The sequence below is a fragment of the Micromonospora sp. R311 genome, from assembly GCF_056780015.1.
Window position 1 is genome coordinate 127,444 of the sequence record NZ_JBSWCE010000010.1, and the last position, 25,614, is coordinate 153,057.

Annotated in this window: 25 protein-coding genes; 9 read left to right on the plus strand and 16 right to left on the minus strand. The window is 75.0% G+C overall.

Annotated elements, in window-relative coordinates; all coding sequences use genetic code 11:
* Nucleotides 1-64: 64 nt before the first annotated feature.
* Both AC1WTP_RS11080 and AC1WTP_RS11085 read right to left on the minus strand, forming a co-directional pair.
* Nucleotides 65-1,207 (minus strand): acyl-CoA dehydrogenase family protein, encoded by a 1,143-nt coding sequence (locus tag AC1WTP_RS11080; RefSeq protein ID WP_481649127.1) that lies wholly within the window; start codon nt 1,205-1,207, stop codon nt 65-67.
* Nucleotides 1,204-2,319: a M24 family metallopeptidase gene (locus AC1WTP_RS11085; RefSeq protein WP_481649128.1), complete on the minus strand. Its 1,116-nt coding sequence runs from the start codon at nt 2,317-2,319 to the stop codon at nt 1,204-1,206. The genes AC1WTP_RS11080 and AC1WTP_RS11085 overlap by 4 nt, the downstream gene beginning before the upstream one ends.
* Before the next feature lie 231 nt (nt 2,320-2,550).
* Here AC1WTP_RS11085 and AC1WTP_RS11090 point away from each other — a divergent pair, with 231 nt between their 5' ends.
* The gene (locus AC1WTP_RS11090) at nt 2,551-3,930 is read left to right on the plus strand and encodes a glycosyl hydrolase family 18 protein (protein ID WP_481649129.1); all 1,380 of its coding nucleotides are present in this window, start codon (nt 2,551-2,553) and stop codon (nt 3,928-3,930) included.
* A gap of 76 nt (nt 3,931-4,006) precedes the next feature.
* Here the strand turns inward: AC1WTP_RS11090 and AC1WTP_RS11095 are convergent, their stop codons facing one another.
* On the minus strand, nt 4,007-4,924 hold the full coding sequence (locus AC1WTP_RS11095; RefSeq protein ID WP_481649186.1) for a winged helix-turn-helix transcriptional regulator: 918 nt from the start codon (nt 4,922-4,924) through the stop codon (nt 4,007-4,009).
* Between the two features lie 88 nt (nt 4,925-5,012).
* Here AC1WTP_RS11095 and AC1WTP_RS11100 point away from each other — a divergent pair, with 88 nt between their 5' ends.
* From AC1WTP_RS11100 to AC1WTP_RS11110, 3 genes are all read left to right on the plus strand, one after another.
* Nucleotides 5,013-6,278 (plus strand): MFS transporter, encoded by a 1,266-nt coding sequence (locus AC1WTP_RS11100; protein ID WP_481649130.1) that lies wholly within the window; start codon nt 5,013-5,015, stop codon nt 6,276-6,278.
* Between the two features lie 99 nt (nt 6,279-6,377).
* On the plus strand, nt 6,378-6,611 hold the full coding sequence (locus AC1WTP_RS11105) for a hypothetical protein (RefSeq protein WP_481649131.1): 234 nt from the start codon (nt 6,378-6,380) through the stop codon (nt 6,609-6,611).
* 78 nt (nt 6,612-6,689) lie between these two features.
* On the plus strand, nt 6,690-7,589 hold the full coding sequence (locus AC1WTP_RS11110; protein WP_481649187.1) for a 5'-3' exonuclease: 900 nt from the start codon (nt 6,690-6,692) through the stop codon (nt 7,587-7,589).
* Nucleotides 7,590-7,755: 166 nt separating this feature from the next.
* Here AC1WTP_RS11110 and AC1WTP_RS11115 read toward each other — a convergent pair whose 3' ends face one another.
* The gene (locus AC1WTP_RS11115; RefSeq protein ID WP_481649132.1) at nt 7,756-10,536 is read right to left on the minus strand and encodes a DEAD/DEAH box helicase; all 2,781 of its coding nucleotides are present in this window, start codon (nt 10,534-10,536) and stop codon (nt 7,756-7,758) included.
* An 87-nt stretch (nt 10,537-10,623) separates the two neighbouring features.
* On the opposite strand from AC1WTP_RS11115, the gene AC1WTP_RS11120 reads away from it, so the two are divergent.
* Nucleotides 10,624-11,391, plus strand: a complete 768-nt coding sequence (locus AC1WTP_RS11120) for an HAD family hydrolase (RefSeq protein ID WP_481649133.1) — start codon at nt 10,624-10,626, stop codon at nt 11,389-11,391.
* A 20-nt stretch (nt 11,392-11,411) separates the two neighbouring features.
* On the opposite strand, the gene AC1WTP_RS11125 is transcribed toward AC1WTP_RS11120, so the two are convergent.
* Nucleotides 11,412-12,266, minus strand: a complete 855-nt coding sequence (locus AC1WTP_RS11125) for a LysR family transcriptional regulator (protein WP_481649134.1) — start codon at nt 12,264-12,266, stop codon at nt 11,412-11,414.
* A 69-nt stretch (nt 12,267-12,335) separates the two neighbouring features.
* Between AC1WTP_RS11125 and AC1WTP_RS11130 the strand changes: the two genes are divergently transcribed.
* On the plus strand, nt 12,336-13,250 hold the full coding sequence (locus AC1WTP_RS11130) for an EamA family transporter (protein WP_481649135.1): 915 nt from the start codon (nt 12,336-12,338) through the stop codon (nt 13,248-13,250).
* Here the strand turns inward: AC1WTP_RS11130 and AC1WTP_RS11135 are convergent.
* The gene (locus tag AC1WTP_RS11135; RefSeq protein WP_481649136.1) at nt 13,213-14,148 is read right to left on the minus strand and encodes a diacylglycerol kinase; all 936 of its coding nucleotides are present in this window, start codon (nt 14,146-14,148) and stop codon (nt 13,213-13,215) included. The two genes, AC1WTP_RS11130 and AC1WTP_RS11135, sit on opposite strands and share 38 nt — an antisense overlap.
* 108 nt (nt 14,149-14,256) lie before the next feature.
* Here AC1WTP_RS11135 and AC1WTP_RS11140 point away from each other — a divergent pair, with 108 nt between their 5' ends.
* Nucleotides 14,257-14,754 carry a hypothetical protein gene (locus tag AC1WTP_RS11140; RefSeq protein WP_481649137.1) on the plus strand — a complete coding sequence of 166 codons (498 nt, stop codon included), beginning with the start codon at nt 14,257-14,259 and terminating at the stop codon, nt 14,752-14,754.
* 70 nt (nt 14,755-14,824) lie between these two features.
* On the opposite strand, the gene tatC is transcribed toward AC1WTP_RS11140, so the two are convergent.
* From tatC to AC1WTP_RS11165, 5 genes are all read right to left on the minus strand, one after another.
* Nucleotides 14,825-15,778, minus strand: a complete 954-nt coding sequence (gene tatC, locus AC1WTP_RS11145) for a twin-arginine translocase subunit TatC (RefSeq protein WP_481649138.1) — start codon at nt 15,776-15,778, stop codon at nt 14,825-14,827.
* Between the two features lie 17 nt (nt 15,779-15,795).
* Complete coding sequence (gene tatA, locus AC1WTP_RS11150; RefSeq protein ID WP_481649139.1) at nt 15,796-16,095, minus strand: Sec-independent protein translocase subunit TatA; 300 nt, start codon at nt 16,093-16,095, stop codon at nt 15,796-15,798.
* A gap of 209 nt (nt 16,096-16,304) precedes the next feature.
* Complete coding sequence (locus AC1WTP_RS11155; protein WP_481649140.1) at nt 16,305-16,550, minus strand: DUF5320 domain-containing protein; 246 nt, start codon at nt 16,548-16,550, stop codon at nt 16,305-16,307.
* A gap of 10 nt (nt 16,551-16,560) precedes the next feature.
* Nucleotides 16,561-17,625: a helix-turn-helix transcriptional regulator gene (locus tag AC1WTP_RS11160; RefSeq protein WP_481649141.1), complete on the minus strand. Its 1,065-nt coding sequence runs from the start codon at nt 17,623-17,625 to the stop codon at nt 16,561-16,563.
* The gene (locus AC1WTP_RS11165) at nt 17,622-18,620 is read right to left on the minus strand and encodes a helix-turn-helix transcriptional regulator (RefSeq protein WP_481649142.1); all 999 of its coding nucleotides are present in this window, start codon (nt 18,618-18,620) and stop codon (nt 17,622-17,624) included. The genes AC1WTP_RS11160 and AC1WTP_RS11165 overlap by 4 nt, the downstream gene beginning before the upstream one ends.
* A 115-nt stretch (nt 18,621-18,735) precedes the next feature.
* Between AC1WTP_RS11165 and AC1WTP_RS11170 the strand changes: the two genes are divergently transcribed.
* Both AC1WTP_RS11170 and AC1WTP_RS11175 read left to right on the plus strand, forming a co-directional pair.
* A complete protein-coding gene (locus tag AC1WTP_RS11170) occupies nt 18,736-19,716 on the plus strand; it encodes a cation diffusion facilitator family transporter (protein ID WP_481649143.1) in 981 nt (326 codons plus the stop codon).
* Between the two features lie 123 nt (nt 19,717-19,839).
* Nucleotides 19,840-20,934: a DUF3866 family protein gene (locus AC1WTP_RS11175; protein ID WP_481649144.1), complete on the plus strand. Its 1,095-nt coding sequence runs from the start codon at nt 19,840-19,842 to the stop codon at nt 20,932-20,934.
* 21 nt (nt 20,935-20,955) lie between these two features.
* On the opposite strand, the gene AC1WTP_RS11180 is transcribed toward AC1WTP_RS11175, so the two are convergent.
* From AC1WTP_RS11180 to rfbA, 5 genes are all read right to left on the minus strand, one after another.
* Nucleotides 20,956-22,095 (minus strand): oxalate decarboxylase family bicupin, encoded by a 1,140-nt coding sequence (locus tag AC1WTP_RS11180; protein ID WP_481649145.1) that lies wholly within the window; start codon nt 22,093-22,095, stop codon nt 20,956-20,958.
* A gap of 174 nt (nt 22,096-22,269) precedes the next feature.
* Nucleotides 22,270-22,455, minus strand: a complete 186-nt coding sequence (locus AC1WTP_RS11185) for a hypothetical protein (RefSeq protein ID WP_481649146.1) — start codon at nt 22,453-22,455, stop codon at nt 22,270-22,272.
* Between the two features lie 63 nt (nt 22,456-22,518).
* A complete protein-coding gene (gene pafA / locus AC1WTP_RS11190; RefSeq protein WP_088993761.1) occupies nt 22,519-23,877 on the minus strand; it encodes a Pup--protein ligase in 1,359 nt (452 codons plus the stop codon).
* 69 nt (nt 23,878-23,946) lie between these two features.
* Nucleotides 23,947-24,570 (minus strand): dTDP-4-dehydrorhamnose 3,5-epimerase family protein, encoded by a 624-nt coding sequence (locus AC1WTP_RS11195; protein ID WP_481649147.1) that lies wholly within the window; start codon nt 24,568-24,570, stop codon nt 23,947-23,949.
* 97 nt (nt 24,571-24,667) lie between these two features.
* The gene (gene rfbA / locus AC1WTP_RS11200) at nt 24,668-25,555 is read right to left on the minus strand and encodes a glucose-1-phosphate thymidylyltransferase RfbA (protein WP_481649148.1); all 888 of its coding nucleotides are present in this window, start codon (nt 25,553-25,555) and stop codon (nt 24,668-24,670) included.
* Between the last annotated feature and the right edge of the window lie 59 nt (nt 25,556-25,614).

A 25,614-nucleotide genomic window follows, 5' to 3' on the forward strand; every position in this document is an offset into this window, starting at 1 on the left:
GGCCCGCAGTCGAACGGCCCGCGCCGGTGCGGTGGACCCACCGCACCGGCGGCGCGACGCTGCGTCAGCCCTTGGCCAGCGCCCGGGAGATAACCAGCCGCTGGATCTGGTTGGTGCCCTCGACGATCTGCAGCACCTTGGCCTCCCGCATGTACCGCTCCACCGGATGGTCGGCCACGTAGCCCGCCCCGCCGAGCACCTGCACCGCGTCGGTGGTGACCCGCATCGCCATGTCGGTGGCGAAGAGCTTCGCCTTGGCCGCCTCGATCGAGTACGGCCGGCCGGCGTCGCGCAGCCGGGCCGCGGCCAGCGTCAGCGCCCGGGCCGCGGAGATCTGGGTGGCCAGGTCGGCGAGGTTGAACCCCAACCCCTGGAAGTCGATGATCGGCCGGCCGAACTGCTGCCGCTCCTTGGCGTAGCCGACCGCGTAGTCCAGCGCCGCCTGGGCCAGCCCCACCGCGCACGCGGCGATGCCCAGCCGGCCCGAGTCCAGCGCGGACATCGCGATGGTGAAGCCCATCCCCTCCCCGCCGATCAGCCGGTCGGCGGGGACCCGGGCGGAGTCGAAGGCGATCTGCGCCACCGGGGAGGCGTGCAGGCCCATCGTCCGCTCGGCGGCCTGCGGGGCGATCCCCGGGGTGCCGGCGTCGGCGAGCAGGCAGGAGATGCCCTTCGGGCCGGGCCCGCCGGTGCGGCAGAAGATGTTGTAGAAGTCGGCGACCCGGGCGTGGGTGATCCACGCCTTGGTGCCGGAGACGAGGTAGGCGTCCCCGTCGCGGACCGCCCGGGTGGTCAGCGCGGCGGCGTCCGAACCCCCCTGCGGCTCGGAGAGGCAGTACGCCCCGAGCAGTTCGCCGCCGATCATGTCGGGCAGCAGCTTGCGCTGCTCGGCGTTGCCGAAGGCGGCCACCGGATAGCAGGACAGGGTGTGCACGCTGACCGCCTCGGCGACCGCCAGCCACCGGCTGGCCAGGATCTCCAGCACCTGGAGGTAGACCTCGTACGGCTGCGCGGCGCCGCCGTGCTCCTCGGGATAGGGCAGGCCGAGCAGGCCGGCCCGGCCGAGGGTGCGCAGCACCTCCCGGGGGAACTCGGCGCGCTCCTCGAACCCGGCGGCCCGCGGCGCGAGCTCCCGGTCGGCGAGTTCGGTGGCGAGGTCCAGCAGGTCGTGGGCCTCGTCGGTGGGGAGGATCCGGTCGACAGTCATAGCGCGATGAGCTCCGTGGGGGTGGTGTTGAGCCGTTGTCCGCCGTCCGTCGTGCAGACGACGATGTCCTCGATCCGGGCGCCGTGCCGGCCCGCGAGGTAGATGCCCGGTTCGATGGAGAACGCCATGCCGGGTTCCAGCGGCCGGGGGTTGCCGGCCACCACGTACGGCTCCTCGTGCCCGTCCAGACCGATGCCGTGCCCGGTCCGGTGCAGGAACGCGGCGCCGAAGCCGGCGGCGGCGATCGGCTCCCGGGCGGCGGCGTCGACCGCCTCGGCGGTGATCCCGGGGCGCACCGCGGCCACCGCCGCGCGCTGGGCGGCGTGCAGCACCGCGTAGTACTCGGTGAACTCGGCCGGGGCCGGGCCGCCGGCGACGTAGGTGCGGGTGCAGTCGGAGCGGTAGCCCGACGGCATGGTGCCCCCGATGTCGACCACCACCGGCTCACCGGCCCCGATCGGGCGGTCGGAGGTGCCGTGGTGCGGGCTGGCCCCGTTCGGCCCGGCGGCGACGATGACGAAGTCGACGGTCACGTGCCCGGCGGCGCGGATCGCCGCGGCGATGTCGGTGGCCACCTCGGCCTCGGTGCGCCCCGGGCGCAGCCACTGCCCCATCCGCTCGTGCACCGCGTCGATCGCCGCGCCGGCCTCGGCGAGTGCCGCCACCTCGGCGGGCGACTTGCGGATCCGCAGCTCACGCAGCACCTCGCCGGCGAGCCGCTGCTCGGCGCCGGGCAGCGTGGCGCGCAGCGCGAGCACCTGCTCCGCCCACATCCGGTCGGCCAGCCCGACCGCGCCGACCGGCCCGCCGAGGGCCGCGCTGACCAGGGGGTACGGGTCGGTGCCGTCGGCGTGGTCGACGATCCGCACCCCGGTGGCCGGGGCCGGCGACGCCTCGGCGGCGGGCCGCTCCAGGGTCGGCACGATCAGCGTCGCCTCGCCCTCGGCGGGCAGCACCAGGCAGGTCAGCCGCTCGCCCGCGTGCGCGTCGTAGCCGGTGAGGTAGCGCAGGTCGGAGCCGGGGGTGAGCAGCAGCGCGTCCAGGCCGGCGGCGGCGGTGGCGCGCCGCGCGGCGGCCAGCCGGCCCGGCGGGTAGAGCTCGTCGGTTCCCACCCGGTCAGCTTAACGGTCGTTCGGGCGGTGACCCAGCCGCCCCGCGCACGGGAAAGCGCTCTCCCACTCATCGAGAGCCGTCATTGACGCAAACCGTTAACACTCTTTAAGATTTGGCTCCCCGAGGATGCGCACCCTCCCGTTCCGATCCGTCCGTCGCGCCGGCGCCCGGCCCACCGGGCACCGGCCCGGCGGCACGGTCGCCACCGCCCGCCCACGGGAAGGCCCGCGATGTCCTCACCACATCCCCGTCCCCGCTCGGCCCTCGCGGCCGGCCTGCTCGCGCTGGTCACCGCCGGCGCGGGCCTGGCCCTCGCCACGCCGTCCCCGGCCGCCGCCGCCGTGCTGCCGAACAACTTCAAGAGCGTCGGCTACCTGCCGTCCTGGAGCGGCGACGTCAACGCCGTCCAGTACAGCAAGCTCACCCACATCAACTACGCGTTCGTGCTGCCGAACAGCAACGGCAGCCTGCGCGCCGTGGAGAACCCGGGCAAGCTGTCCCAACTGGTGTCGCTCGGGCACGCCAACAACGTGAAGATCTCGATCGCCATCGGCGGCTGGAACAACGGCGACGACTCCGCGTTCGAGGCGCTCGCCGCCAACTCCAGCACCCGCACCGCGTTCGTGAACAACGTGGTCAACTTCGTCAACCAGTACAACCTCGACGGCGTCGACATGGACTGGGAGTACCCGGACCCGGGCGCCTCGGCCACCAACTACAGCCTGCTGATGCAGCAGTTGGGCAGCGCCCTGCACAGCCGGGGCAAGTTGCTCACCGCCGCCGTGGTGTCCGAGGGCTACTACGTGCAGGGCGTGCCGACCGCGGTCTTCGGCCACGTCGACTGGCTGAACATCATGGCGTACGACGGCGGCAGCCCGCACGCCAACTACGACTGGTCGATCAACAGCGTGAACGGGTGGAAGGCGCGCGGCCTGCCGGCCGGCAAGGCGGTGCTCGGCGTGCCGTTCTACAGCCGGCCCGGCTACTACACCTACTCGGCGCTGGTGGGCATGGACCCGGCCAACGCCAACCGGGACTGCACCACGGTCGGCGGCGTCCAGCAGTGCTACAACGGCGTACCGACGGTCAAACGGAAGACCCAGTGGGCGCTGGCCAACGCCGGCGGGATGATGAACTGGGAGCTGTCCCAGGACCGGAACGACTCGACCTCACTGGTCAGCGCGATCTACGACACCGTCATGGGCGGCACCCCGCCGCCGACCGGGCGCACCGGCCCGATCACCGGGATCGCCGGCAAGTGCGTCGACGTGGCGGCCGCCAGCACCGCCAACGGCACCGCGATCCAGCTCTGGACCTGCAACGGCACCAACGCGCAGCGCTGGACGGTGGGCGGCGACGGCACCCTGCGCGCCCTCGGCAAGTGCGCCGACGTGGCCAGCGGCTCCACCGCCAACGGCGCCAAGGTCCAGCTGTGGGACTGCAACGGCACCGGCGCCCAGGTCTGGCAGGCCCAGGCCAACGGCACGCTGCGCAACCCGCAGTCCAACAAGTGCCTCGACGCCACCGACAACAGCTCCGCCGACGGCACCCGGCTGCAGATCTGGGACTGCTTCGGCGGCGCCAACCAGGTCTGGCGGCTGCCCGCCTGAGCCGGCCCGTGGGGTCCCGCCGGGCGGCGGGGCCCCACCCGGGCCCGGCTCACCCCGGGGGCCGGCTGGCGACCCGTCAGCCCGCTCCGTCCGCCGGTCCACCCACCGGCCCCGCCGCGTCCGACCTGCGGCGGACCAGGTCGAGCATCTCGTCCACCGAGCCGGCCGGGTCGGTCACCGGGAACTGCACCGCGCGGACCACGGCGCCCGGATCGACCAGCAGGCTCAGCCGCTTGAACCGCTCGACCCCGCCGGCCCGGAAGGTGGGCAGCAGCAGCCCGGCCGCGAGCCGGCCGTCCTGGTCGGACAGGAGCGGGAAGGGCAGGTCGGCGTACGCCACGAAGTCGGCCAGCTGGTCGGGGCGCTGCGTGCTGACCCCGACGATGCGGGCCCCGGCGGCGCGGAAGTCGGCGTCCCGGGCGGCGTACGTGGTCGACTCCAGCGTGCAGCCGGTCGCGCCCGGGATCTCACCCCAGCCCGGCGGCAGGTCCCGGGCACCGGGCGCGAACGCGCCGGGGAAGAAGTAGAGCACGCTCCAGCGGCGCCCGTCGGCCGGGGCCACCGGCCGCCCGTCGGGGCCGGGCAGGACCACCTCGGGCAGCCGCCGGCCGGCCAGGTCGTGCACCCGCCGCGCCTCGGCCGAGTCCGCCGCGGCGGTGGCGGTCAGGCCGCCGTCGCCCATCACGTGCCGGGTGCCCCAGTCCTGGAGCGCGATCAGCGCCGGCAGCAGCGCCTCGCCCTTGGCGGTGAGCAGGTAGTCGAAGCGCGGCGGGTGCTGCGAGTAGGCCCGCCGCTCCAACACACCGTGCTCGACCAGCCCGGCCAGCCGCTCGGCCAGCGCCCGCCGGCTCACCCCGAGGGCGCGGTGCAGCGGGTCGAAGCGGGTGGTGCCGCCGGCGACGTCGCGCACGATGAGGAACGTCCACCAGTCGCCGAGCACGCCCAGCGCCTGCGCGATGCCGCAGTCCGCGTCTGTCAGGTCGGCCCGCCGCACACCCCACCCCTTCACCGGTCACCGTCGCCCCGACTATAGTCCGTTTCAGTTTGGAACTGACTGGCTCGACGGAACGGGGGCGGACGCCATGGACGTCGGACAGCGAGCCGGGGTGTTCTGGCGCTGGTGGACCGCCGGCACGACCAGCCAGGTCGGGTCGGCGGTCGGCGCGATCGCGCTGCCGCTGACCGCGCTCACCGTGCTGGACGCCAGCGCGTTCGAGATGGGCCTGATCGCCGCGGCCAGCTACGTGGCCTGGCTGGTGATCGGCCTGCCGGCCGGCGTCATCGTGCAGCGGCTGCCGTTGCGCGGCGCGCAGGTCGGCGCCGACCTGGCCCGGGCGGCGGCCGTCGCGTCGATCCCGCTCGCCTGGTGGTGGGGTCACCTGACCGTCGCCCACCTGGTGGTCACCGCCCTGGTGGTCAGCTTCGCCAACGTGCTCTTCGACGTGGCCAACATGACCTTCCTGCCCAGCATCGTCGACCGGGACCAGCTGCACGCCCGCAACAGCCTGACCTCGGCCACCCACGCCGCCACCCAGCTGAGCGGCCCGTCGCTGGGCGGGCTCGCGGTGCAGGCGCTCGGCGCGGTGCCGACCCTGCTGGTCGACGCGGCCAGCTACCTCGTCTCGGCGGTGCTGCTGCGCACCCTGCCCGCGCGGCGCGCCGACGCGCCGGACCGGTGGCCGCCGGTCGGAGCGATGATCCGCGAGGGCTGGCGCTTCGTCGTGCGCCACCCGGTGATGGGCCCGAGCATGTGGGCCGCCACCGCGATGAACGTCGTCTGCGGCGCCCAGTTCGCGCTCTACCCGCTCTACCTGGTCCGGGAGCTGCACGCCCCGGCCGGCCTGGTCGGCGTGCTGCTCGCCGTCGAGGGCGTCGGCGCGCTGGTCGGGGCGGCGCTCACCCCGCGGATCACGGCCCGGCTCGGCACCGCCCGGGCGCTGGTCCTCGCCTCGTGGGTCACCGTCGGCGGGGCGGTGCTCGTCCCGCTGGGCACGGGCTGGCCCGCGTACCTGGCGTTCGCGGCCGGCAACGTCGTCTTCGCCGTCGGGACGGTGGTGCTCAGCGTGACCACCCGCACCTACCGGCAGGTCGCCAGCCCGCCCGAGCTGCTGGCCCGGGTGATGGCCACCGTCCGGTTCGTCTCCTGGGGAGCGATCCCGGTCGGCGGGCTGGTCGCCGGCGCCCTGGCCGCCGCCCTCGACGCCCGGGTCACGCTGCTGCTCTTCGCCGGCGCGGTGGTGGGCGCGCCGCTGGTGCTGCTGCTCTCCCCCGTACGGCGGCTGCGCGACCTCACCGACCACGACCGCGAGCCCGGGGAACACCCCGCCCCGGTGCCGGCCGCCCGCTGAGCCGCCCGCCGGGCGCATCCCGGTTCCGCCCTCCGGCGGCCGGCGCGTCGATAGCCTGGGTACGGGCGCCCGGCCGGGCGGCGACGGACGAGAGGACCGATGACGGTGGCAGCGAACGAGGCGGACCGCGCCGCGGCGCGCCGTCGCCGGCTGCTCTGGTCCGGCGTCCTCGCGCTGCTCGGGCTGCTGCTGCTGGTCGTCGGCCTGACCGTCGCCGACGGCGCCACCGCCTGGATCGAGGTGACGGCCGCGATCCTGCTGCTGCTGGTCAGCTACGGCCTGCAGTGGGTGGCCCGCCGGGAGACCTACTACCGGCGGGACGACCGGACCTGACGGCGGGCGGGCGGGCCGTCCCCCCGATCGTCGGTGGGCTGTGCCAGGCTGTCGGACGTGGCACAGCAACCCCCGATCATGCTCGTCGACTCCCCCAGCCTCTACTTCCGGGCCTACTTCGGCATTCCCGAGTCCGCCGCCCGGGCCGAGGACGGCAGCCCGGTCAACGCCGTGCGGGGCTTCCTCGACATGCTGGCGTCCCTGATCCGCACCCGCCGGCCCGACCGGATGGTCTGCGCCCTCGACCACGACTGGCGGCCCGACTGGCGGGTGGCGCTGCTGCCGTCGTACAAGGCGCACCGGCTGGCGCCGGAGGGGGGTGAGGTGGTGCCGGACACCCTCACCCCGCAGGTGCCGGTGATCCTGGAGGTGCTCGACGCCATCGGCATCACCACCGTCGGCGCGGCCGGCTACGAGGCCGACGACGTGCTCGGCACCCTGTCGGTCACCCAGCGCGCCCCGGTCGAGGTGGTCTCCGGCGACCGGGACCTGTTCCAGCTGGTCGACGACGCCCGGCCGGTGCGGCTGCTCTACGTCGGGCGCGGGGTGGCCAAGCTGGAGGACTGCGACGACGCCGCGGTGCGGACTCGCTACGGGGTGCCGGCCGACCGGTACGCCGACTTCGCCGCGCTGCGCGGCGACCCCAGCGACGGGCTGCCCGGCGTGCCCGGCGTCGGCGAGAAGACCGCGGCCCGGCTGGTGACCCGCTACGGCGACATCGCCGGCATCCTGGCCGCCCTGGACGACCCGAACTCGGGCTTCGCCCCCGGGCTGCGCGCCAAGCTCGCCGCCGCCCGGGACTACCTCGCGGTGGCGCCGAAGGTGGTCCGGGTCGCCCTCGACGTGCCGCTGCCGGCGCTGCCCACCGACCTGCCGACCGCCCCGGCCGACCCGGAGCGGCTGCTGGAGCTGGCCCAGCGGTGGAACCTGGCCGGCTCCGCCCGCCGGCTGGTCGACGCCCTCGCCACCCGTTCCTGACCCCCGCCGGCCCGGTCGCCGCCCCGTCCGCGGTCCGCCGGTGCTTGAGCGGGCGGTAGTGATCGACTCCATCGCGGCGACATGGCGGTGTCCGGGCGAGCCGGACACCGTGTCGGCGACCTGGTGTCGATCAGGGCCCTGCTGCGCGGCTCAAGCCCCGCGCCGGTCAGGCGGCGGCGTGGTAGGCCAGCACGCCCCGGTTGACGGCGCCGATCGCCTGCCGGGCGGTGGACCGCAGGTCCGCGGAGGCGCCGCCGGAGTCGGCGAGCTGGCCGAGCAGGTCGACCACCTGCCGGGCCCACCGGACGAAGTCGCCGGCCGGCATCTCGCCGTCGATCTCGTGACCGCTGGCCAGCACCTTGGCCAGCGCCTCGCCCCGGGCCCAGCGGTAGATCGGCCAGGCGAAGCCCAGGTCGGGCTCCCGGGTCACCGCCAGCCCGCGGGACGCCTCGTCGGCCTCGATCTCGCTCCACAGCTTCAGCGTGGCGTCCACCGCCTCGGACACCCCGCCGCGCGGCAGCGAGGCCCGCTCGTCGACGTCCCGGCGCGCCTCGAAGACCACCACGGAGACCGCGGCGGCGAGCTCGGCCGGGGAGAGCCCGTCCCACACCCCGCGCCGCAGGCACTCCGCGACCAGCAGGTCGGCCTCGGTCCAGATCCGGCCGAGCATCCGGCCGGCGTCGGTCACCGCGCCGTCCGGGGCCAGGTAGCCGCGCGCGGTGAGCAGCGCGACGATCCGGTCGAAGGTACGCGCCAGCGAGCCGGTCCGCCCGGCCACCCGCTGCCGCAGCTCCTCGGTGTCGCGCTCCAGGCGGCGACGCCGCTCTGCCCAGCGGGCGTGCTCCTCCCGGTCCGGGCAGGCGTGGCAGGGGTGCCCGCGCAGCTCGGCGCGGAGCTGGCTGAGCCGGTGGTCGTCACCGGCCGCCTGCCGGGACCGCCCGCCGCGACGGCCGCCGTGCCGGTCCAGCCCGGTGCCGCTGACCTCGGCGGCGAGATCCCGCCGGGCGGCCGGGGAGCGGTGGTTGAAGTGCTTGGGCACCCGGATCCGGGCCAGCACCTCGGCCGGCGTGGTGAAGTCGCCGGGGCTGACCCGCCCGGCCCAGCGGTCCTGGGTGAGCACCAGCGGTCGCGGCTCACCGAACCCGCCGGTCGCCGGGTCCAGCACCACCGCCAGGCCGGCCCGCCGGCCGGACGGCACCCGGATCACGTCGCCCACCCGCAGCCGCTCGAGCGAGGCCACCGCCGCCGCCTTGCGCTGGCTCTGCCCCTGCCGGGCGATGGCGCGCTCCCGGTCGGCGATCGCCACCCGCAGCGCGAAGTACTCGTCGAAGTCACCGTGGTGACAGGCCGCCTCCGCGCCGTACGCCTCGATGGTCTCGGTGTTGCGCTGCACCTGCCGGGCCAGACCGACCACCGACCGGTCCGCCTGGAACTGCGCGAACGACGACTCCAGCAGCGCCCGGGCCGGCTCCGCGCCGACCGTGCCGACCAGGTTCACCGCCATGTTGTACGAGGGCCGGAAGCTGGACCGCAGCGGATAGGTGCGGGTGGAGGCGAGACCGGCCACGTGCCGCGGGTCGGTCTCCGGGGACCAGACCACCACGGCGTGCCCCTCGACGTCGATCCCGCGCCGGCCGGCCCGGCCGGTGAGCTGGGTGTACTCCCCGGGGGTCAGGTCGACGTGCGCCTCGCCGTTGTACTTCACCAGCCGCTCCAGCACCACGCAGCGGGCCGGCATGTTGATGCCCAGGGCGAGGGTCTCGGTGGCGAAGACCGCCTTGACCAGCCCCCGGACGAACAGCTCCTCGACGACCTCCTTGAACGCCGGCAGCATGCCCGCGTGGTGGGCGGCCAGCCCGCGCTCCAACCCGTCGAGCCACTCCCAGTAGCCGAGCACCGAGAGGTCCTCGCCGGGAATCGCGGTGATCCGGGACTCGACCACCCGGCGGATCTCGGCCCGCTCCTCGGGCGAGGTGAGCCGCAGCCCGGCGGCGAGGCACTGCTGCACCGCGGCGTCGCAGCCGGCCCGGCTGAAGATGAACAGGATCGCCGGCAGCAGCCCCTCCCGGTCCAGCCGGTCGACGATGTCCGGGCGCATCGGGCCGCGCCACCGCGGCCCGCGCCGCCCGCCGCCCGGGCCGGCGCTGCGCCCCTCGCCCAGCTCCAGCCGGCGCATGGTGTCCCGGGTGTAGCGCAGCAGCTCCGGGTGCACGTCGTGCTTGCGGGCCGCGTCGGCGTCGTGGAACAGGTCGAACATCCGCTTGCCGACCAGCATGTGCTGCCACAGCGGCACCGGCCGGTGCTCGCTGACCACCACGGCCGTCTCGCCGCGCACGGTGACCAGCCAGTCGGCGAACTCCTCGGCGTTCGAGACGGTCGCCGAGAGCGAGACCAGGGTGACCGAGGCGGGCAGGTGGATGATCACCTCTTCCCAGACCCCGCCGCGGAACCGGTCGGCGAGGTAGTGCACCTCGTCCATCACCACGTACGCCAGGCCGTCCAGCGTGGCCGAGCCGGCGTAGAGCATGTTGCGCAGCACCTCGGTGGTCATCACCACCACCGGCGCGTCGCCGTTGATCGCGTTGTCGCCGGTGAGCAGCCCGACCTGCTCCGCGCCGTAGCGGTCGACCAGGTCGTGGTACTTCTGGTTGGACAGCGCCTTGATCGGCGTGGTGTAGAAGCACTTGCGCCGGGCGCCGTCGGCCGGCTGCCCGGGCGCGCCGCGCAGCGCCAGGTGCACCGCGAACTCCCCGACCACGGTCTTGCCGGCGCCGGTGGGCGCGCAGACCAGCACCCCGCTGCCCCGCTCCAACGCCTGGCACGCCTCGCGCTGGAAGTCGTCGAGATCGAACCCCAGGTCAAGGGCGAACTCGTCCAGCGCCGGGAACTGGGAGGCCTGCGCGGCCCGGCGGCGCGCCGCGGCGTACCGCTCGGCGGGGCTCGACATGCCACCAAGATTAGTGCGTGGCGGCGGACGACACCGGACAAGGCCGCCCGCTCCGGGCCGGCGGAGCCGGTCGGTAGGGTGCAGCACGTGCCGGACCATGCCGAACCGCCCCAGACACCCGCCCCGGGCAGCGCCGCCGCCGGCGGCCCGAGGGCGTCCCGCCGGCCCGTGAAGGCGGTCCTGTTCGACTTCCACGGCACCCTGGCCCAGGTGGAGGAGCCCCGCGAGTGGGTGGTGGCCGCGGCCACGGCGTGCGGGGTCACCCTCGAGCGGGCCCGGGCGACCGCGCTGGCCGACCGGCTGCTCACCGCGGGGCGGGCGGGCGGCCCGCTGCCGGCCCGGGTGCCGCCCCGGCTGGCCGAGCTCTGGGCCGACCGCGACCTCTACCCGCACGCGCACCGCGGCGCGTACACCGGGCTCGCCGAGCTGGTCGACGCGGGCATCGACGGCTTCGCCGACGCGCTCTACGAGCGGGTGCTGGTCCCCGAGGGCTGGGTCCCCTACCCGGACACCCGGCCCACCCTCGACGCGCTGCGCGAGGCGGGGGTGCCGGTGGCCGTGGTCAGCAACATCGGCTTCGACATCCGGCCGCACTTCGAGGCCTGGGGGTTGGCCGACCTGGTCGACGCGTTCGTGCTGTCGTACGAGGTGGGGCGCTGCAAGCCGGACCCGGGCATCTTCCTGCGCGCCTGCGGCATGCTCGGCGTCGACCCCGAGCAGGCGCTGATGGTCGGCGACACCCCGGCCGACGCGGGAGCGGTGCGCGCCGGCTGCGCCGTGCTGGTGCTCCCGGCCGCCGACGCCGGTCGGGAGAACGGCCTGGGCGCCGTGCTCGACCTGGCCCTGCCGGGCTGAGCCGGTCCCGGGGCGGCGGCTCAGCCGCGGACGGTGTCCCGGGCCAGCGCGACGAGGTCGGCGACGGCGGCGTGGCCGGGCGGTTCCCGCCAGGCCAGCAGCACGGTGACCGCGGGCGCGTCGGTCAGCGGCAGGTACGCCACCGCCGGGTTGGGATACATCGCCGCGGTCGCCGCGGTGGTGACCCCGACGGCCCGGCCGGCGCTGATCGCGGCCAGCCAGTCGTCGGTGTTGGCCACCGGCACCACCGTGGCGGGCGTCCGGCCGGCCGGCCACAGCTCCAGCGTGGTGGTGCCGGTCGCCGCGTTCACCGCGATCGGCTGGTCGACCAGGTCGGCCAGTCGGAGGTCGGCCCGGCCGGCGAGCGGGCTGTCGGCCGGCACGGTGGCCAGCCGCGGCTCGTCGAGCAGCCGCAGCGTCCGCACCCCGGGCAGGTCGACCGGCTGGCGCAGCACGGCCACGTCCACCCGGCCGCGGGCCAGCCCGGCGGTGCGCTCGTCGATGCGCAGCAGCTCCAGCGGGATACCCGGGTGGTGCTGCCGCCAACGGCGCAGCAGGGCCACGGTGTGCCCGCCCAGCGCCGACCAGGCGTGCCCCAGCCGGATCGGCCGCCCGCCCAGGTGGGCCGGGTCGAGCGCGTCGTCGACGGCGGCCACCGCCGCGGCGGCGCGGTCGCGCAGCGCCCGGCCGGCGGCGGTGAGCGCCAGGTGGTGGGTGGAGCGGTCGGCGAGGCGTACCCCGAGGTGGGTCTCCAGCTGGCGCAGCGTGCGGGAGAGCGCGGGCTGGGTGAGCCGCAGCCGGGCGGCGGCCCGGGTGATGCTGCCCTCCTCGGCGATGGCCAGGAAGGCCCGCAGGTGGCGCAGCTCAACGGTCATGACCGCCAAGCATAAGCGCGGGCGAACCGGCATTTCCGCGCGGCGACACCGGCTCCTAGCGTCGGACGGGTGACCGACACCCTGCGCCCCGTCCCGCCCGCCCCCGCCGCCGTGGCACCGCGCCCGCGCGGCGGCCTGCGGGCGGTGGGACTGGTGCTCGGCGGAGCGCTGTCGGTGCAGTTCGGCTCGGCCGTCGCCACCCTGCTCTTCCCGCGCTCCGGGGTGGCCGGGGCGGTGACCCTGCGGCTGACCGTCGGCGCCGTGCTGCTGCTCGCGGCGTGCCGGCCCCGGCTGCGCGGGTACGGCCGCGGCGACTGGGCGGCGGCCGCCGCGTTCGGCGTCGCGCTGGCCGGCATGAACTCGCTGTTCTACCAGGCCATCGAGCGCATCCCGCTGGGCCCGGCGGTGACCCTGGAGGTGCTCGGCCCGCTGACCCTGTCCGTGCTGGCCGCCCGCCGGATGGCCAGCTGGTGCTGGGTGGGGCTCGCCGCGGTCGGGGTGGCGCTGCTGGGGCAGGGCGGCTTCGACCGGCTCAACCCGGTCGGCGCCGGCCTGGCGCTGGCGGCCGGCGCGATGTGGGCGGCGTACATCGTGCTCAGCGCCCGGGTCGGCCGGCGCTTCCCGGGCGCCGACGGGCTGGCCCTGGCGCTGGCCGTCGCCGCGCTGCTCACCCTGCCCGCCGGGCTGCTCGGGGCCGGCCCGGCCCTGCTCGACCCGACGGTGCTGGCGCTCGGCTGCGCGGTCGCCCTGCTCTCCTCGGTGCTGCCGTACACCCTCGAACTGCTCGCCCTGCGCCGGCTGCCCACGCACACCTTCGCCGTGCTGATGAGCCTCGGCCCGGCCATCGCCGCCCTCGCCGGCTGGCTGGTGCTGCGTCAGGCGCTCAGCGTGCCGGAGGTGCTGGCGATCGGCCTGGTGATCGTGGCCAGCGTCGGCGCGGTCCGGGTCAGCGCAGCAGCCGCAACGCCGCCGGCACGGCCGTGACGGTGACCGGCAGGTCCAGCGCCCGCTCCCCGTCGGCGTACGTGGTGATGCCCTCGGCCGCCAGCTCCACCTCCCGGACCCGGTAGCTGCGTACCAGCGGATGCCGCACGTGGGTGCCCTGGTAGATGCGCGGCTTGACCCGCATCAGGGTGAGCCGGTCGAACCGCCCGCCCACCACCACGTCGAGCAGCCCGTCGGTCAGGTCCGCGGCCGGGCAGATCCGCATGCCGCCGCCGTAGCTGGGCGCGTTGCCGACCGCCACCAGCACCGCGTCGACCTCCTGCGGCTCGCCGTCGAGGCGCAGCGTGTAGCGGCGCGGCCGCAGCCGGGCCAGCTCCACCAGGATCGCCAGGTCGTACCGGCGCGGACCGCGCGGCCAGCGCATCCGGTTGGCGCGCTCGTTCACGATCGCGTCGAAGCCGGCGGCGAGCACCGCCCCGTACCACCGGCGGGCGCCGTCCGCGCCGGTCAGCCGGGCCAGGTCGACCGGGTGCGTCCGGCCGGCGCGCAGCGCGTCGACGATCACCTCGACGGCGGCGAGCGGGTCGGCCGGGTAGCCGGTGTCGACGGCGAAGTCGTTGCCGGTGCCGACCGGCACCGGGCCGAACGGGATCGCCGTCCCGGCCACCGCCTGCAGCGCCCGGTGCACGGTGCCGTCGCCGCCCACCGCGACCAGCGCGGCCACCCCGTCGGCGACCGCCGCGTGGCACGCCGCCTCGGCCTGGTCGGCGCTCCGCGCCTCGAGCAGCCGCACCGGCCGGCCGGCGGCCGAGAGCCGGTCCAGCAGCCCGGGCAGCAGCCCCCGGTTCCGCCCCCGGCCGGCGGTCGGGTTGGCCAGCACGGCGACGGCACCGGCGGGGGCCACGGAGGGGTGATCGTCTGCGGTCACGGCGAGCACGGTACCGCCAACGCCGACGCCGCCAGCCTCCGCCGGCCGGTCGTCACCGCCTGTCCGGACGGCGTCACCGCCGGACGCTCAACGGTCAGGCCGCCGGGGACACACCGCATGCCCGACAAGCGTCCCGGCCGGTTCGCCGCACCCGCGCGGCCGGAGCCGGAGGTCGAGGAGGCCTTCGGCCGGCTGGTCGAGGAGGGACGGTGCGGCTGGCCCGGCCGTGGTCGTCACGGGTCTGCTCGGCGGCGTGGACGTCGGTACCGGCGTGCTGGCGTACCTGCTCGTCGCGCAGGTCACCGGGGAACCGCTGCTGGCCGGGGCGGCGTTCGGCATCGGCTTCGCCGCGCTGCTGCTGGCATCCGGCTGGTCGCCGCGCTGCTGTTCGGCGCCCTGCTCGCCGCGGGGCAACTCTTCCACAGCGTGCTGGACTCGATCTTCATGTTCGCCGCGCGCACCGCCGGCAGGGCGCCCTTCGGTTACCTGGACTGGCTCGACGCGCTCGCCTGGTCGGTGTTCGGCAACATCGTCGGCGGGGTGGGTCTCGTCGCGTTCCTGCGGATGCCCCGGGTGTTGCACCGGCTGGCGCAGGAGCGGACCCGCCACCGGTGACCCGGCTACCGGAACAGCGGAAGCCACCCACCGGGGGCGGCTTCCGCTGCGGTCACGACGTGCGGGCCGGTCAGGTCATGTCGTCGTAGCGGCGGTCGATCGGGGCCGGCGCGGCGACCGGCTCCGGAGCGGTGATCGGCGCGGAGGCGTGGACCCGCTCCCCGGCCTCCACCGGCTCCCGGTCGAACTCCAACGGCGACACCTCGTCGTCGGCAAGGCCGGCGTAGACCTCCTTACCGCGCCCCCGACGCCGGTCGTTGAGGAACGCGACGCCGATAGCGAGGAAGTAGAGCAGGGACAACGAGAGCGCCAGCAACGTCATGCCGAACGGACCCGGGTCCGGAGTGGCGATCGCCGCGAATGCGAAACAAATGAAGATGACGGCTCGCCACCAGCCGAGCAGCCGCCGGGCGCTCGCCACCCCGGTGAAGTTGAGCATCAGCAGGATCAGCGGGAACTCGAACGCCACGCCGAACAGCAGAATCATGTTGGTGACGAACGAGATGTATCGGGTGACCTCGAGCTGCGTGGATAGCCCGGTAACGCCGGACTCCATCAGGAAGGACAGTCCCTTGTCCACGACGAGGTAGGCGAGCACGGCGCCCCCGGCGAACAAGGGGGCCGCAATCGAGACGAAGACGTAGGCCCACTTACGCTCGTGGCGGTGCAGGCCGGGCGCGATGAACGCCCAGAGCTGGTAGAGCCAGACCGGCGCCCCGATGATCAGGCCGATCCAGAGCGCCAGCTTCAGTTTCAGGATGAACCCGTCCGCCGGCGACAGTTGCAGGAACTGCTGGCACTGACCGAGCGCGTCGGTGGCACCCGGCAGCTTGCAGTAGGGCTCCTTCAACAGGTCGAAGGCCGGCTGGGCGAGCCAGAATCCGACGATCAGACCCGCCACGATCGCCAGCGAGGCGCGGAACAGCCGGTCGCGCAGCTCACGGACATGCTCGATGAGGGTCATCGAGCCGTCGGCGGCCCGGGCGAACTTGCTCGGACCGCGCTTACGGAGAGCGAAGGCCACGGTGTCGGGCCCCTCGGTCAGTTGTCGCGGACGCGCTGCACCGGGTCAACGACCGGCTGCTGCTGCGGCGGGGCCTGGTAGGGCGCCTGCTGCGGGGCCTGCTGCCCGACCTGCGGCGGCAGCGGCTGGTAGCCGGCCTGCGCGTCGGCCTTCTCGGCCAGGTCGCGGTCGTCGTCCTGCAGGCTCTTCGTCTCGGCCTTGATGATCCGCAGCGAGCGGCCCAGCGAGCGGGCCGCGTCGGGGAGCCGCTTCGCGCCGAAGAGCAGGATCAGCACGACCACGAGTACGGCGATGTGCCACGGCTTGAGGGCACCCATGGGAAGCTCCAGTCGCTCTGTGTGTCTGGCAAGGGGTGTGTCGCAGCCCATCGTACGTGCGTCGACGGCCGTTGCCACCCGCCGGGCGGCGGTGGTTCGGCCCGGCCGGTGAAGTCTTGACCAACCCCGCGTGTCCCGTCAACCGCCGGCGCCCGATCGCTCCTGCGCGCAACCCGCCCGGATCGCGCAGGGACGACAACAGCGGTCGATCAGTCGCGCTTCGCCTTGATCAGCTCGATCCGCCGCTGGGCGGTGTCGAGCTGCTCCTGGAGCGTCTCGGCCCGCTGCTGGAGGCTCTCCGCGCTCTCCCGCAGCGCCTCCGCCTCGGTCGCCCGCCGTTGCAGGGCCAGCGCCGCGCGGCGCAGCCGGGGCAGCCGGGCCAGCACCGTCCGGACGGCCAGGGCGAACCCGACGAGCGCGACCAGCACCACCGCGAGCACGATCCACGTCACCACGGCGGCCAGCCTACTGGGCGCCCGCCGTCACCGCCGGATCGGCGGACGGCGCCGCCGGCGTGTCGGGTCCGCCGGCCGGTTGCGCGGGCGCGGGGCTCGGCGCCGGGGTGGCGTACGCGTCGAGCGCGGCGGCCGCCGCTGCGCGCACCTGTTCGGCGAGCGCGACCGGGGCGACCACGGTGACCTCCGGGCCCAGGCCGAGCACGAACCGGCGGGCCCAGCCGAGGTCGGTGACACGCAGCGAGACCAGCCACTGGTCGCCGTCGCCGGCCTCCACCCGCTCGCACGGGTAGTACTCGGTGATCCACCGCTCGCTCCGCCCCACCCGCAGGGTGATCAGCGGCAGGTCCGGCGCGGGCCGGAACACGCCCTCGGTGAGGTCGTGCGGGCGGGCCTGCGGCGGCACCACGGCCGGCTCGTCCAGTTCGGCGACCGCGTCGATCCGGTCGGCCCGGAACAGCCGGACCGCCTCCGCCCGGCGGCACCACGCCTCCACGTACGCCCGGCCGCCGACCATCAGCATCCGCAGCGGGTCGACCACGCGTTCGGTGGTCTCGTCCCGGGCAGCCGTGTAGTAGGTGATCCGCAGCGCCCGGCCGCTCTCGACGGCGGCCCGCAGCTCCTGCACCCGGCGGGTGTCGGCGGGCAGCCGGACCTCGACGGGCGCGGCCACCAGGTCGCCGGCCGCGTCCTCGATCTTGGCGAGGGCCCGCTCCACGGCCTCCCGGTTGGCCACGCCGGGCGTCTCGGCGAGCATCCGCAGCGCCACCACCAGGGCGAGCGCCTCGTCCGGGGTGAGCCGCAGCGGCCGGTCGATGCCGGCGTCGTAGGTGATGGTGACCCGGTCACCGTCGAAGGCCATGTCGATCAGGTCGCCGGGCCCGTAACCGGGCAGCCCGCACACCCAGAGCAGTTCCAGGTCCTCGCGCAGCTGCCGCTCGGTGACGCCCAGGTCACCGGCCGCCTCGGCGATCTGGATGCCGGGGCGGGCCAGCAGGTAGGGCACCAGGTTGAGCAGCCGGGCCAGCCGGTCGGCCGAGGCCCGGGAGCCGCCCCGGGCGGCCGGGCGGGTCATCGGGCACCTCCCGCGCCGGCCAGCTCGTCGTGCCGGGCGGCGATCTCCTTGAGCCGCTGGATGACCGCCTCGCGTACCTCCGGCGGGTCGAGCACCCGCACGTCCGGGCCGTAACCGGTCAGCTGCCCGGCGAGCGAGTCCGGGTCGGCGTACGGCAGCACCAGCCGGTCGGCGTCACCGCCGGTGGTGACGCTCACCGCCCAGCGGCGCAACCCCGCGGCGCGGCCCGGGGCGACCAGCACGGTGGCCCGACCGGCCCGCTCCACCGGGCCGGACCAGCGGGCCACGTGGCTGATCAGGTCGACCCCGGCCGGCGGCTGGTAGCCGCCCGGCTGGCCGGTGACCCGGACCGCGCCGACCACCCGGGAGAGCCGGAAGCAGCGGGTGGCCGCGCGGTCCAGGTCGTGCCCGACCACGTACCACCGGCCGCGCCAGCAGACCACGCCCCACGGCTGGAGGCGGCGCCGGCCGGGCGAGTCCCGGTCCGGCACCCGGTAGTCGAAGGTGACCTCCCGGCGGTCCCGGGCGGCGGCGGTGAGCGGCGCGAACGCCGGGTCGACCGTGACCATCGGCTCCAGGCCGAGGGTGGCCTGCGGGTCCACGTCGACGCCGGCGGCGCGCAGCTTGGCCAGCCCCGAGGAGGCGGCGGCGGCCAGGCCGGCGTGCTGCCACAGCCGCGCGGCGATGCCCACCGCGGCGGCCTCGTCCGGTTCCAGGGGGATGTCGGGCAGCGCGTACTCCCGGCGGGCGATCCGGTAGCCGGGCTCCGCGTCGAAGACGCTCGCCGTCCCGGTCTCCAGCGGTACGCCCAGCTCCCGCAGCTCGGCCTTGTCCCGCTCGAACTTGCGCTGGAACGCCTCGTGGTCGCGGGCGTCGTCCGGGTCGTGCTCGTAGCCGGGCACGGTCGCGGCGATCTGCGCGGCGGTCAGGAACCGTCGCGTGGACAGCAGGCAGATCACCAGGTTGACCAGGCGTTCGGTGCGGGTCCGCGACACGCGGTAACGCTAGCAGCCCGCGCGCCGGGAACGCGCACCCACGCGCCGTGGGCCGGGCGGCGGCCGGCTGCCGGGTCCCCCGGCGGTAGGCGCCGGCCCGCCATATGGTGATTTGGTGGCCGCGCGGAGCGTCCGGACCGAGAGCGTCGGCACCGTCGTCGTCGCCGGCGCCGCCAACCTCGCCATCGCGGTGGCGAAGCTGGTCGCCGGGCTGATCTCCGGCTCGGCGGCGATGCTCTCCGAGGCGATCCACTCGGTCGCCGACACCACCACCGAGGTGCTGCTCTTCCTGGCGCTGCGCCGCGGCGCGCGGCCGCCGGACGCCCGGCGCCCGTTCGGCTACGGCAAGGAGAGCTACGTCTGGGCCTTCCTGGCCGCGCTGTTCACCTTCGTCGCCGGGGCCGGCTTCGCCGTCACCCACGGCGTCACCACGATCCTGGTGCACGAGCACAGCGGCGACTACCTGGCCTCGTACGTCGTGCTGGCGGTCTCGTTCGTCCTCGAGTCGGTCTCGCTGACCCGGGCCGCCCGCCAGGTCCGCGCCGAGTCCCGGCGCTGGCGCACCACGCCGGTGCGCTACCTGCGGCTGACCGGCGACACCACGGTCCGGGCGGTCTTCCTGGAGGACAGCGCCGCCCTGGTCGGGCTGCTGCTGGCCGCCGCCGGGGTGGCGCTGTCCGAGCTGACCGGCGACGAGCTCTACGACGGGATCGCCTCGATCCTGATCGGCCTGCTGCTGCTGGTGGTGGCCGTCAACCTGGCGCTGCGCAACCTGTCCCTGCTGGTCGGCCGGGCGGTGCCGGAACGGCTGGGTCGGGAGATCGGGGGCGAGCTGGCCGGGGTGCCCGCCGTGCAGCGGATCGACACGCTGCTCACCATGCAGCTCGGGCCGGCCGACATCCTGGTCGCCGCGAAGGTCGACTTCGACGACGCGGCGACCGGCGCGGACATCGAGGCCGCGGCCGAGGCGGCCGAGCGCCGGTTGACCGGCCGCTACCCGGAGATCCGGTACGTGTTCCTCGACCCGACCCGGTCGCTGCCCGGCGCCGTCCGGCGGACCCGGCCCGGCCCGGCGGACCCGCCCACCGCGTCCTGACCCGGTCCGGTCCCCGAGCGCCCTCGCCCGGACACCGCCGCCCCGGCGAGCACACCCCGCCCGGGGCGCCGTGATCCGCCCCGCGCGCCGGGGGCGGTCACCGCGCCCGCTAGCGTGCCGGGCATGGTGCGATGGCGGTCGGGAACGGTGACGGCGCTGCGGCGGCAGTGGGCCGGGGCGGTCGAGCTCGACGTCGAGCTGCCCGACGGCGGCACCATGCGGGCCCTGGCCTACCCCGACCTGGTCGGCCGGCCCGAGCCCGGCGACCGGGTGCTGCTCAACGCCGGTGCCCTGCTGATGGGCCTCGGTACCGGCGGGTACGCGCTGGTGGTGGCGCTGCCGGACCGGCTGCCGCCGGACCCGCCGCAGGCGCGGGACAGCCGGGAGACCGGGCACCTGGTCAAGGCCCGCTACACCCCGTTGCAGCCGATCCTGCTCGGCGTGGACGAGGAGGCCTCGCCGCACCGGGCGGTGCTCGCGGCGGCCGAGGACGTCGCCGGACTGCCGGTGGTCACCGCCGACCTGCACTCGGCGCTGCCGGCGATTCTGGCCGGGATCCGCGCGGAGGCCCCCGACGCGCGGGTGGCGTACCTGCTCACCGACGGCGGGGCGTTGCCCGCCTGGTTCTCCCGCACCCTCGCCGGGCTGCGCGACGAACTGGTGGGCACGGTCAGCGTCGGGCAGGCGTTCGGCGGTGACCTGGAGGCGGCCACCCTGCACAGCGGCCTGCTCGCCGCCCGGCACGTGCTCCACGCCGACCTCGCGATCGTCGCCCAGGGGCCGGGCAACCTGGGCACCGGCACCCGCTGGGGCTTCTCCGGGGTGGCCGTCGGCGAGGCGGTCAACGCGATCGCGGCGCTGGGCGGGCGCGCCGTCGGGTCGCTGCGGATCTCCGCCGCAGACCCCCGCCCCCGGCACCGGGGCGTGTCGCACCACAGCCTCACCGCGTACGGCCGGGTGGCGCTGGCCCCCGCCGAACTGGTGGTGCCCGACGGGCTCGACCCGGCGCTGGCCGCCGAGGTCGACGCCGCGCTCGCTCCGCTGGCGGCGCGGCACCGGATCGTCCGGGTGCCCACCGACGGGCTGGACGCCGCGCTGCGCACCACTCCCGTGCCGCTGTCCACGATGGGCCGCGGCCTGGACGCCGACCACGCCTACTTCCTGGCCGCCGCCGCGGCCGGCCGGCACGCCGCCCGCCTCGCCGGCCGTCCGGACTGACCCGGGCGGCGCCGGCGTCGCTCAGCGGACCACCGGCCGCTTGTCCCGGGGCAGCGCCTCGATCAGCTCGCGGGGCAGGTTCAGGGTGTCCGCGGCGACCTGGTGCGGTGTGTTCGCCATCCACTGGGCCAGCGAGATGTCGGCGAACCGTGGCGCGCGGAACATCTCCAGGAAGACCAGCGGCTCGCTGCCCAGGTTCTCGATGTAGTGGCCGTACGCGAAGGGCACGTAGCCCACGTCGCCGGCGCGGAAGTCGAAGGTGCGGGCCACGCCGGTGCCGGCGAAGACGCCCATCCGGCCCTGCCCGGAGATGTAGTACTGCCACTCGTCGTCGGTGGGGTGCCAGTGCAGCTCGCGCAGCCCGCCCGGGTCGATCTCCACGAGCGCGGCGCAGATGGTGGTCGCGGCAGCGAAGTTCGACACGTCGGCGACGCGCACCGAGCCGCCCGGGAACCGTTGCGGCTGCTGGGCCAGCAGCCGGTGGCTGAAGGTGCTCGGCACGTCCCCGGTCGGGCTGATCACCCGATCCTGCTCCAGCGGCGGCGGCACCTGACCGGCGAAGATGTACTTCTCCCGCTCCGGCAGCCTCGCCAGCTGCTCCGGCGCCCAGCCGAAGTTCCGCGCCAGCACCTCCCGCGGGGTGTGCGCGAAGAAGTCGCTGATCAGGAAGGTGCCGTTCTCGGAGAACGCGCCGTCGTCGAAGACCAGCAGGAACTCCACCCCCTCGTCGAGGGCCTGGATGTGGTGCGGCACCCCCTTGGGAAAGAACCACAGGTCGCCGGCGCGGACGTCGTCGAGGAAGGTGCGGCCCTCCTGGTCGACCGCGCCGATCCGGCAGCTGCCGGCCAGCACGTACGCCCACTCGGCCTGCTGGTGCCAGTGCAGCTCCCGGTACGCGCCCGGTTCCAGCCGCATGTCGACGCCACTGAGCTCGGTGGCGATCGGCAGCTCGCGCTGGGTCACCTCGCGGGTCCAGCCGCCCCGCTCGATGCGGGTGTGCGCGTCCGAGAAGGAGAACCGCAGGTTGGGCACGGTGCCCGCGTCGGTCGGCGGTGGGGTCAGCAGGTCCGGGTTCTGCCGGTCCCGCACGGCGGCCCGGGGCCCGGGGTCGTCACCGCCCCGGACGCCCCGCTGCGGTTGTGGAAGCCGGTCCTCGCCCATCGGTCGCCTCTCCCCCTCGCCCGGGTCCGCGTCGCGCCCGGCGGGCGGCGCGGGCCGCGTGGTCGCGGCACCGGACGAGCTGCCACGACGGCGTCGGGCGGGTACCCGTGGAGCCGACCCGGCCGGGCCAACCGCTGGCCCGACGGGGTCAGCGGTTGCCGGCGCCGGCCGGGATCAGGCGAGGAAGATCAGGGCCAGCCAGGCGCCGACGATCGCCACCAGCGCGACCGCCAGCACCCACGTCGGCACCGTGTACTCGCCGCGGCGGTTGCGCTCGATCTCGGCGCGGATCTTCTCGCGGCGGCGCTCGATGAAGTTCGGCCGCTGCCGGTCGCTGCCGGAAGGTTCGGAAGTCGTCATGGCGCGGTCAGCGTACCCGCCCGGCCCCGACGGCGGTCACCGCAGGCGGGGCCGGGCGGGCGGTCACATGCTGGCGATCAGCCGCTCGACCCGCTCGTCGTACGCCCGGAACGGGTCCTTGCACAGCACGGTGCGCTGCGCCTGGTCGTTGAGCTTCAGGTGCACCCAGTCGACGGTGAAGTCGCGCCGCTTCTCCTGGGCGTGCCGGATGAACTCGCCGCGCAGCCGGGCCCGGGTGGTCTGCGGCGGGGTCTCCTTGGCCTCGAAGATCTCCGGGTCGGTGGCCACCCGGTCGACCTCGCCGCGGCGCTCGAGCAGCCCGTAGAGGCCCCGGCCGCGGCGCAGGTCGTGGTAGGCGAGGTCCATCTGGGCCACCCGGGGGTGGGACAGCGGCAGGTCGTGCTTGCGCTGGTAGCGCTCGATCAGCCGCAGCTTGGTGACCCAGTCGATCTCCCGGGCCACCGGCTCCAGGTCGCCGGTCTCCACCGCGCGCAGCACCCGGCCCCAGAGCTCCACCACCCGCTTGGCGGTCTGGTCGCCGCCGCGCCGCTCGACGAACTCGGTCGCCTTGGCCAGGTATTCCTGCTGGATCTCCAGGGCGCTGACCTCCTTGCCGGAGGCGAGCCGCACCTTGCGCCGGCCGGTGATGTCGTGCGACACCTCGCGGATCGCCCGGATCGGGTTCTCCAGGGTGAGGTCGCGCATCACCACCCCGGCCTCGATCATCCGCAGCACGATGTCGGCGGTGCCGACCTTCAGCAGCGTGGTGACCTCGTTCATGTTGGAGTCGCCGACGATGACGTGCAGCCGGCGGTAGCGCTCGGCGTCGGCGTGCGGCTCGTCCCGGGTGTTGATGATCGGCCGGCTGCGGGTGGTCGCCGAGGAGACCCCCTCCCAGATGTGCTCGGCCCGCTGGGACAGGCAGTAGACCGCGCCGCGCGGGGTCTGCAGCACCTTGCCCGCGCCGCAGATCAGCTGCCGGGTGACCAGGAAGGGGATCAGCACGTCGGCCAGCCGGCCGAACTCGCCGTGCCGGGAGACCAGGTAGTTCTCGTGGCAGCCGTACGAGTTGCCGGCCGAGTCGGTGTTGTTCTTGAACAGGTAGATCTCACCCGCGATGCCCTCGTCGTGCAACCGCTTCTCCGCGTCGACGAGCAGCCCCTCCAGGATCCGCTCGCCGGCCCGGTCGTGCGCGACCAGGTCGACCACCGAGTCGCACTCCGGGGTGGCGTACTCCGGGTGCGAGCCGACGTCGAGGTAGAGCCGGGCGCCGTTGCGCAGGAACACGTTGCTCGACCGGCCCCAGGACACCACCCGGCGGAAGAGGTACCGGGCGACCTCGTCAGGGGAGAGCCGCCGCTGCCCCCGATAGGTGCAGGTGACGCCGTACTCGGTCTCGAGGCCGAAGATTCGCCGCTCCATGATGAGACATTAGCCGCCCGGAGGGCCCGTTCGTCACTGTCACACCACAGGTCGTGCTCCGCGTGGCCGTCAATTCCCGGTCGACTGCGGCATACCGTCCGGCCCCAGGCTCGCCACGTACTCCCGGCAGGTCGCGTACTCGGGCAGCAGACCGTTCTCCCGCGACTGCGCCAGGGTGGGCGCGGCGGCGTCGCGGGCCGACAACTGCGGCTCGGCGACCGGCCACTCGATGGCCAACTCCGGGTCCAGCGGGTGCACCGCGTGCTCGCCCGTCGGGTTGTAGGTGGTGGAGCAGAGGTAGCTCAGCGTCGCGTCGTCGGTCAGCGCGCAGAACCCGTGGCCCAGTCCCTCGCCGAGGTAGACCGCGCGGCGGTCCACCTCGTCCAGCCGGACGCCCTCCCAGCGGCCGAAGGTGGGCGAGCCGACCCGCAGGTCGACCACCACGTCGAGCACCGCGCCGCGTACGCAGGTGACGTACTTGGCCTGGCCGGGCGGCACGTCGGCGAAGTGGATGCCGCGCACCACGCCGCGGGCCGAGACCGACAGGTTGCCCTGGGCCAGCCGCAGCGGGTGCCCCACCGCCTCGGCGAGCCGGTCGAAGCGGTACCACTCCATGAACAGCCCGCGCGGGTCGCCGTGCTGCTGCGGGGTGATCTCCCAGGCGCCCTCGATGCCCAGCGGCCGGATCTTCACCGGACCACCGCCGTCCGCCGGGCCGGGCCGCCGAGCACGCTCACCGGTGCCGGCCGTCCGTTCGCGACCGCGGGGCTCGCAAGCTGACTCCTCGCGCTCACCGGGGCACCGCCAGGCCGTCGCGCTCGGCCAGCAGCCCGAGCAGGTAGTCGCCGTAGCCGCTCTTGGTCAGCGGCTCGGCCAGGGCGCGCAGCCGCGCGTCGTCGATCAGGCCGGCCCGCCAGGCCACCTCCTCGACGCAGCCGATCTTCATGCCCTGCCGTTCCTCGATCACCCGGACGAACTCGGCGGCCTGCATCATCGAGGTGAACGTGCCGGTGTCCAGCCAGGCGGTGCCCCGGTCGAGCACGGTCACCGACAGCTCGCCGGTCTCCCGGTACGCCTCGTTGACCGCGGTGATCTCCAGCTCGCCGCGCGCGCTGGGCTTGAGGCCGCGGGCGATCTCCACCACCCGGTTGTCGTAGAAGTACAGCCCCGGCACCGCGTACCGGGACTTCGGCTTCTCCGGCTTCTCCTCGATCGAGAGCACCTTGCCGTCCGCGTCGAACTCGACCACCCCGTACGCCTCCGGGTTGGCCACCGGGTAGGCGAAGACCCGTCCGCCGACCAGGTCGCCGTGCGCGGCGAGCTGCCGGCCCAGGCCCACGCCGTGGAAGATGTTGTCGCCCAGGATCAGCGCCACCGCCTCGTCGCCGATGAAGTCCGCGCCGAGCACGAACGCCTGGGCGATGCCCTCCGGGCGGGGCTGGGCGACGTACTCCAGCCGCAGGCCGAACTGGCTGCCGTCACCGAGCAGCCGCTGGAACTGGCTCTGGTCCTCGGGCGTGGTGATCACCAGGATCTCCGATACGCCGGACATCACCAGCGTGGAGAGCGGGTAGTAGACCATCGGCTTGTCGAAGACCGGCATCAGCTGCTTGGACACCGCCCTGGTGATCGGCCAGAGCCGCGATCCGGTGCCGCCGGCGAGTAGGATTCCGCGCACCGGGGGAGCCTACCGGGACCGGGCCGAACCGGACAGCGGGGTCTGCGTCCCCCGGCCAC

What these genes read in the sequence shown, in the direction of transcription:
- AC1WTP_RS11080 (WP_481649127.1), bottom strand. Translation starts at nt 1,207, where the DNA reads ATGACTGTCGACCGGATCCTCCCCACCGACGAGGCCCACGACCTGCTG.
- AC1WTP_RS11090 (WP_481649129.1), top strand. Translation starts at nt 2,551, where the DNA reads ATGTCCTCACCACATCCCCGTCCCCGCTCGGCCCTCGCGGCCGGCCTG.
- AC1WTP_RS11100 (WP_481649130.1), top strand. Translation starts at nt 5,013, where the DNA reads ATGGACGTCGGACAGCGAGCCGGGGTGTTCTGGCGCTGGTGGACCGCC.
- AC1WTP_RS11105 (WP_481649131.1), top strand. Translation starts at nt 6,378, where the DNA reads ATGACGGTGGCAGCGAACGAGGCGGACCGCGCCGCGGCGCGCCGTCGC.
- AC1WTP_RS11110 (WP_481649187.1), top strand. Translation starts at nt 6,690, where the DNA reads ATGCTCGTCGACTCCCCCAGCCTCTACTTCCGGGCCTACTTCGGCATT.
- AC1WTP_RS11115 (WP_481649132.1), bottom strand. Translation starts at nt 10,536, where the DNA reads ATGTCGAGCCCCGCCGAGCGGTACGCCGCGGCGCGCCGCCGGGCCGCG.
- AC1WTP_RS11125 (WP_481649134.1), bottom strand. Translation starts at nt 12,266, where the DNA reads ATGACCGTTGAGCTGCGCCACCTGCGGGCCTTCCTGGCCATCGCCGAG.
- AC1WTP_RS11140 (WP_481649137.1), top strand. Translation starts at nt 14,257, where the DNA reads ATGCCCGACAAGCGTCCCGGCCGGTTCGCCGCACCCGCGCGGCCGGAG.
- tatA (WP_481649139.1), bottom strand. Translation starts at nt 16,095, where the DNA reads ATGGGTGCCCTCAAGCCGTGGCACATCGCCGTACTCGTGGTCGTGCTG.
- AC1WTP_RS11160 (WP_481649141.1), bottom strand. Translation starts at nt 17,625, where the DNA reads ATGACCCGCCCGGCCGCCCGGGGCGGCTCCCGGGCCTCGGCCGACCGG.
- AC1WTP_RS11175 (WP_481649144.1), top strand. Translation starts at nt 19,840, where the DNA reads ATGGTGCGATGGCGGTCGGGAACGGTGACGGCGCTGCGGCGGCAGTGG.
- AC1WTP_RS11180 (WP_481649145.1), bottom strand. Translation starts at nt 22,095, where the DNA reads ATGGGCGAGGACCGGCTTCCACAACCGCAGCGGGGCGTCCGGGGCGGT.
- AC1WTP_RS11185 (WP_481649146.1), bottom strand. Translation starts at nt 22,455, where the DNA reads ATGACGACTTCCGAACCTTCCGGCAGCGACCGGCAGCGGCCGAACTTC.
- pafA (WP_088993761.1), bottom strand. Translation starts at nt 23,877, where the DNA reads ATGGAGCGGCGAATCTTCGGCCTCGAGACCGAGTACGGCGTCACCTGC.